Source organism: Dolichospermum circinale AWQC131C, from assembly GCF_000426905.1.
GTDB classification, from domain to species: domain Bacteria; phylum Cyanobacteriota; class Cyanobacteriia; order Cyanobacteriales; family Nostocaceae; genus Dolichospermum; species Dolichospermum circinale.
Window position 1 is genome coordinate 1 of sequence record NZ_APIY01000416.1, and the last position, 6,405, is coordinate 6,405.

Here is a 6,405-nt window from a genome sequence, read left to right on the forward strand (position 1 = left end):
AGGTGCAGCGTTGTTTAATATTTCTGAAGTTGCTGATTTAATAACTTGGTTAAATCAACAGGATCATCAATAATCGTGATTTTTGGGTTGGTTTTTGTCAACCCAAATAAAAATATTACAGCAAGTTTAACTTGAGTGAGGTACTTCTTATGCGGGCAAGATGCCCGCACCACAAGAGTTTTATTATTAATGTCTGTAATTGATAATACTAGTTACTGCCGTATGCGATAAATAGAACGAAGGGCGCAGACCCTGCGCCCATAGGGTTAAAAATCAACCCCCCGCTTCAATTCCACGCCTTCATTTGCGTAATGTTTATGACAATAAACCTCAGAATGAATACTGGCTAAATCAAAATAAGCTGGTTGATTTTGACAGCGACCGGTAATAATCACTTCTGTGTCGCGGGGTTTACGTAATAATGCTTGGACAATGGGATCAACAGGTAATAATTCTAAATCCACTGTGGGATTGAGTTCATCGAGAATGATAGTTTTATACACACCAGAAGCGATCGCCATTTTAGCAATTTCCCAACCTCTCTCCGCCTCTATATAGTCTAAATCTTGACGCGAATTACGCCAAACAATAGCATCCCGTCCACAACGTTGATGATCTACCACTTCTGGATAGGACTTCTGTAAAGCGGCTATAGCTGCATCTTCAGTATAGCCACTACCACCTTTTAACCACTGCATAATTAATACACGGTTAGAACCAGGATGATTGATACCTCTACCAATAGCTTGTAAAGCTTTACCCAAGGCACTGGTAGATTTACCCTTACCCGCACCTGTATAAATTTCAATGCCTTCAATAAACAGTTCTGCGGCTGTGGGGTGGTGGTGAGGTTTCATTTCCGAATGTAGGTCTGCAATATCTAATAATGCTTGTGGTGCAGCGCGTCCAGTCGTAATGATTTCTAATTCTTGAGGTTTAGATTTTAAAACGTTTATGACTTCATTCACGCATAGCAAACCTAAATCTAAAACCGGGTTAATTTCATCTAGAACTACAACCGAGTATAAACCAGAAGCGATCGCACCTTTGGCTACATCCCAACCCCGTGTAGCCTCCGTACGATCAAAAGGTGTAATTTGATCATGTCCGAAAAATTCGGCTCTTCCCGTGCGAACTTGGTCAATTAAATGGGGAAATCCCCGCTGTAAAGCCGCTATTGCTCCATCCTCATCATAATCCCGTTCTGGACCTTTTAAAAACCGCAACAGTAACACCCGGCTACAAGAATCCCAGGGTGTATTAATTCCCAAACCAATCGAGCGCAAAACCACCCCTAAAGCTGCTTGGGACTTACCTTTTCCCAAACCATCATAGACGTGAATTTGACCCGTAAGCCGCTCAGAACGCGCTTGCGCTGTGCGAATACCGATACCGTTCCTTGTCATCTTTTGAAAAGCTATAAAGTGGTAATTCCTTATCTTAACGAAACCGGGTTGAGGATGTACGGTTTTCTGCCTACGTATTTACATTAAGTAAATGTATTGATAATTTCCATAAAAAATCTTGAAATACTCAGATTATAAATACCAAAACATGAGATAATTGCCCGTTGTTAGTATTTTTTATAAACAAAAAATCAGGTTTATCAACTCACTCAGGTGTGTTTCGTCAATGTAAGCGCGGATCATAACCGCTCAAATGGTTCTAACTTAGACTTTTAACAAATATGTCTGAAGAATTATCACTACCCATAATTTTGCCAATTGGGGCAATATTTTTTGAAATATTATTCTTACTAGCAGCCATTCCCATAGAAGCTTCCGTTCTTAATAAATGGCTAAAGTTTGATAAGAAGACCAGCATTTTTTATGCCATTACCATTAATGTTTTTTCTAGTGTAATTGGCTGGATTATCTTTTTTGTGATCGAACCCATATTACCTACTACTATCAAATCAGACTTGATGAATTATGTATTTTTTAATAAGTTAAAAGATACTGGTATCAGTTCCCTGATAATTTTGTTATCATTTACTATTTTTTTAGCGACTTTTATAGTTAAGTTTTTAATTATGAAAATGCTGATCATTGTTATGGGTGAAGGTGGCAAAAAAACAGAAACAGACATGATTTCTTCACAACAAAGAGCAATTTATATGAATATAGCTAAATTGCAAAATACTAATTTAGTAACTGCCATCTTAATAGCAAATTCACTGAGTTACACTGCCATAACGATCATCTTATTAATTCGTTCTCTGTATTCTGGAAGATGATCAATATTAATCACTTTATTGATTAGAGGTAATCCAATGGACTCATTATTCAAGGAAATACTGGGCATATTTCAATTTATTAAAGGTTTATTCGCAGGGTTGCAAAAATTTCTGACACCAACAAAAGCATACTCGTGGCAGACATTTATTTATTTGAGCGTTTTTTCTTGGGGAATATCATATTTTGCTGTAGGATCTGTCAAAGATATTATTGCCTTTTGTGGTTGGATATTTTTGTTAGCAGGAACAGCTTGGTATACCACCGATGATCCTTTAAGATTTCCCGGAACTTTTATGCCAGTCGGGGCAATAATTACAGGGTTTTTAGTTAGCGTCTTTGCCTTTGGACATCAGGAGAATATATTAACAGCTAAAACTATAGTTATTTGGCCAACAATATCTGCGATTGTTACGGCCATACCTAACTTCTTTGAAGGTACGGGAGGAAGATCCGCAAAAGCAAAACTGCCCAAATTACAAGACCGCCAAAAAATAATAATTTTGTTATCTTGGTGTATGCTAATTAGTTGTTGGTTGCAGTTTTACTTCGTTATAGATAAATGGTTAAAAGACTATCCTAGTTTACGTGCAGACAACTTTCAGAAAAGTGCCTTTGTCATTAGACTAGAACCACCTGCCAAAAAACCAAAAAATGGTGATTTGATTTTAAATAAACTGCAACCTTTAGTTAATCAACAAATTGCCAATAAACCTTGGTCAGAAGTAGAAAAATGGTTACTAGAAGCTGATCAGCAGCTAGGGAATTTGGGGAAGAGAACAATTAATAATCACCTCAGTAGATCCCAAGAAAAACAACTCTGGAGTGTTGAACCACGTCTAGTTAATTTCAACTCTGGATATCAGCTAGATATTTTGACTATTTGGAATGGACCTAGTGCCAATGCCAAAGGATTTTACTGGAAAAAATCTTGTTTTATTCAACCCTCTCAATCGGGACAACAGACAGATAATAAGAATACAGTTGCTAAGATTTCTTGCGATCGCACAAGTAAATTTTTCAATGGTTCTCCCCCTCCCCCACCCAAAAAAGTAACAAAACTAAGGTAAAATAGAACGAAAACAAATAACTAACAACTAAGAACTAATGACTAATAAGTAATGACTAACAAATATGAATGTAATTAGAACCGTTGCCATGGCCAAGAATGTATTTCAGGAGGTGATACGCGATCGCATCCTGTACATCATCCCTTTATATGCACTCATCCTCGCTATTGCCTTCCGGGCAATTCCTGAATTTACAGCCACCAGTTCTGATAAAATCTTTTTAGATTTTGGTTTGGCAACCATGAATATCATTGGTTTAATTGTGGCTATATTTATCGGGACGGGATTAGTTAACAAAGAAATAGAAAAACGCACCATATTAGTATTAATTGCCAAACCCATCAGCCGCAGTGAATTTATTGCTAGTAAATATTTAGGACTATCAGCGATAATAGCTGTTTTAATTGTCATCATGACAATGATTTATTTAGGATTTTTGCAAATTGGCAAAATATCCTATCCAATGACCAGTATTTTTCTGGCTACCTTGTTTATGTTTTTCCAATTATGTTTAATTACTGCCGTAGCTATTAGTCTAGGAGTTTTTACTAGTTCCCTAATCGCCACTGCCCTAACTTATGCAGTATATTTAATGGGAAATATTACTCAAGATTTGTTTGCATTAGGTAAATTAAGTAGTAATCCTACTATGGAACGCATTACCCAAAGTTTATATCTGATCTTACCAGATTTATCCAGATTAGACCTAAAAAATGATGCCGTTTACGGTTTACAAGCACTACCCGACACAATCACATTAATTATCAATGCAGTTTATGGTTTACTTTATAGCTTTATGTTGTTAGCATTTGCTATTCTTATCTTCTTACGCAGAGAGTTTTAAGGATTAACCTTGAGAACTATCATTTGTGTAGTGTGATTAAAATTGATGATAGGTATTGCCCAAAAACTAATAGATTTGAAGCTGAAAAACCTTTAATTTGCATAATTTGGGCGGGCAGGATGCCCACCCCACAAGAGTTTTACTTGTAAAATATGCAGGTTAAATGTTCAAGAGTTTATTACATATCATTAAGGATTTCTATATGACCTACAATTTGCCAATAAATAATCATTCCAGTCTGATTTCTCCTGATATTTATAATTACCAAGTTTCATCTGATCAGCCTTTGCAAATAGGAATCATGGCTTCAGGAAATGGCAGTAATTTTGAAGTAATTGCCCAAGCTATTGCTGATGGTAAAATTAACGCCAAGATTCAAGTTTTAATTTACAATAATCCCGATGCTAAAGCAGCAATCAGGGCTGAAAAATGGGGTGTAGAATCTGTACTATTGAATCATCGTGATTATAAAAGTCGGAAAAAGTTTGATAGTAAAATAGTCCAAATATTGCAGCAGTATGATGTGAAATTCGTGATTATGGCAGGATGGATGCGATTAGTTACACAAGTGTTAATTGATGCTTTCCCCCAGCGGATGATCAATATTCATCCCAGTTTATTACCGAGTTTTAAGGGCGTACAAGCTGTAGAACAGGCTTTAGCAGCCAAAGTGAAAATCACTGGCTGTACTGTACATCTTGTTTCTTTAGAAGTTGACAGTGGAGAGATTTTAATGCAAGCGGCTGTTCCTGTTTTCCCAGAGGATACACCAGAAACTCTACACGCTAGAATTCAAGTGCAGGAACATCGGATTTTACCAATGGCCATTACTCTTCTAGATCCTACATTTTGCACCCAGCCATATTACAATCAGTAATTAGTGGCGGGAAAATGTATAACAGGAGTCCCCAAATTTGGAGTTAGGAATTAGCGCCATGAGTTTAAAAGCGGTTTTATTTGATTTTAATGGTGTCATCATTAAAGATAGACCAATCCATATTCAACTAATAGATGAGATTCTCCTGGGGGAAAACCTCCAAATTCAACGAGTGCAAGAACGTCAAGCTTTTTTAGGGTTCGGCCATCGCGCTTACTTGCAAAACTTGCTGAAAAATCGTGGTCGGGTAGTGACAGAAGTTTACATGACTCAATTACTCACCCGCAAAGCTCAAGGTTATATTCTAGAATTAGAAAAGTTGGAACAATTGCCTTTATATCCCGGAATTGAAGACGTGATTTTTCAAATTCGTGACCATGATCTCAAATTGGGGTTAGTTAGTGATACTTTATCTTTAGAAATAGAAACAGTGTTGACATCTGCTAAATTAGCTGAATACTTTCCCGTGATTGTATCAGGGGATGATATCAGCAGTCATAAACCTAACCCGGAAGGATATTTATTAGCACTGGAACGGATGAATCAAGTATATCCAGAATTAAATCTACAACCTCAGGAGTGTTTAGTGATTGAACATACTCCCGCAGGTATTCAAGCAGCTAGAAAAGCCCAAATGCAGGTGGTAGGTGTAGCGAATACTTACCCGTTCCATATGCTGCAACGTCAAGCTAATTGGACAATTGATTATTTGATTGATTTGGATTTACAGCAGGTACAGGAAGTTTTTTTAAAAAAAGATGGGCAATTTATTGTTTCTGAATGCTAGAATGGGCTATGTGTATTAGAGATAAGAACTCATAAGCACGAATAAGGGGAATTAGCTCAGTTGGTAGAGTGCTGCGATCGCACCGCAGAGGTCAGGGGTTCGAGTCTCCTATTCTCCATTTTGTTTGTCGAATAACAAATTATTTGTCGTCGTTAACAGATTCTTGTCGTTATTAACAAATTCATGTCGCTGTTAACAGATTAGTGTCGTCGAATTCATTTTTTCAACCGTTAACACAATAATGTCGCTGAAAATCATCCATGATAAACCAATGATTATTAATATATTGGTTCAATTATTGGTTCGATCGCAGCACTCCTTTCAATCCTCCCATAATCAACTCTATTTTGTAACTATTTTAAATCCAAACCTGCTTAACTAGCGAACTGCTTGCAGCAGCGCAACGCTTACGCATTCCAAAAGTTATTTATCTTTCCTTTCCCTTCAACCCACCCCTAGTCGGGATGGTAGTTGAAACGCAAGGGTTTGAGGGTGTAGACTTAGCAGAAATATTTTTCAACCCACCCCTAGTCACCTGAGTTCGATGTAAGAGAATAACTTACAAGTGTTGACTGGAAAGAGTTTCAGGATTA

6 protein-coding genes and 1 tRNA gene are annotated in these 6,405 nt (G+C 37.1%); 6 read left to right on the forward strand and 1 reads right to left on the reverse strand.

Annotated features, from left to right (window positions below):
* Positions 1 to 266: 266 nt before the first annotated feature.
* Positions 267 to 1,406: a cob(I)yrinic acid a,c-diamide adenosyltransferase gene (locus tag ACIR131C_RS0100540; RefSeq protein WP_028082929.1), complete on the reverse strand. Its 1,140-nt coding sequence runs from the start codon at positions 1,404 to 1,406 to the stop codon at positions 267 to 269.
* A 281-nt stretch (positions 1,407 to 1,687) separates the two neighbouring features.
* Between ACIR131C_RS0100540 and fraC the strand changes: the two genes are divergently transcribed.
* From fraC to ACIR131C_RS0100570, 6 genes are all read left to right on the forward strand, one after another.
* Positions 1,688 to 2,236: a filament integrity protein FraC gene (fraC, locus tag ACIR131C_RS0100545; protein WP_028088669.1), complete on the forward strand. Its 549-nt coding sequence runs from the start codon at positions 1,688 to 1,690 to the stop codon at positions 2,234 to 2,236.
* A 36-nt stretch (positions 2,237 to 2,272) separates the two neighbouring features.
* Positions 2,273 to 3,304, forward strand: coding sequence for a septal junction protein FraD (gene fraD, locus ACIR131C_RS0100550; protein WP_028088670.1), 1,032 nt, complete (start codon positions 2,273 to 2,275; stop codon positions 3,302 to 3,304).
* A gap of 64 nt (positions 3,305 to 3,368) precedes the next feature.
* Positions 3,369 to 4,148, forward strand: a complete 780-nt coding sequence (locus ACIR131C_RS0100555; protein WP_028088671.1) for an ABC transporter permease — start codon at positions 3,369 to 3,371, stop codon at positions 4,146 to 4,148.
* 202 nt (positions 4,149 to 4,350) lie between these two features.
* Positions 4,351 to 5,025: a phosphoribosylglycinamide formyltransferase gene (gene purN / locus ACIR131C_RS21375; protein ID WP_051347434.1), complete on the forward strand. Its 675-nt coding sequence runs from the start codon at positions 4,351 to 4,353 to the stop codon at positions 5,023 to 5,025.
* A 58-nt stretch (positions 5,026 to 5,083) separates the two neighbouring features.
* The gene (locus tag ACIR131C_RS0100565; RefSeq protein ID WP_028088672.1) at positions 5,084 to 5,812 is read left to right on the forward strand and encodes an HAD family hydrolase; all 729 of its coding nucleotides are present in this window, start codon (positions 5,084 to 5,086) and stop codon (positions 5,810 to 5,812) included.
* A gap of 45 nt (positions 5,813 to 5,857) precedes the next feature.
* Positions 5,858 to 5,930: transfer RNA gene (locus ACIR131C_RS0100570), tRNA-Ala, on the forward strand.
* Positions 5,931 to 6,405: the final 475 nt, after the last annotated feature.

Excerpts from the sequence above, each read along its gene's own strand:
- ACIR131C_RS0100540 (WP_028082929.1), bottom strand. The coding sequence starts at position 1,406 with ATGACAAGGAACGGTATCGGTATTCGCACAGCGCAAGCGCGTTCTGAG.
- fraC (WP_028088669.1), top strand. The coding sequence starts at position 1,688 with ATGTCTGAAGAATTATCACTACCCATAATTTTGCCAATTGGGGCAATA.
- fraD (WP_028088670.1), top strand. The coding sequence starts at position 2,273 with ATGGACTCATTATTCAAGGAAATACTGGGCATATTTCAATTTATTAAA.
- ACIR131C_RS0100555 (WP_028088671.1), top strand. The coding sequence starts at position 3,369 with ATGAATGTAATTAGAACCGTTGCCATGGCCAAGAATGTATTTCAGGAG.
- purN (WP_051347434.1), top strand. The coding sequence starts at position 4,351 with ATGACCTACAATTTGCCAATAAATAATCATTCCAGTCTGATTTCTCCT.
- ACIR131C_RS0100565 (WP_028088672.1), top strand. The coding sequence starts at position 5,084 with ATGAGTTTAAAAGCGGTTTTATTTGATTTTAATGGTGTCATCATTAAA.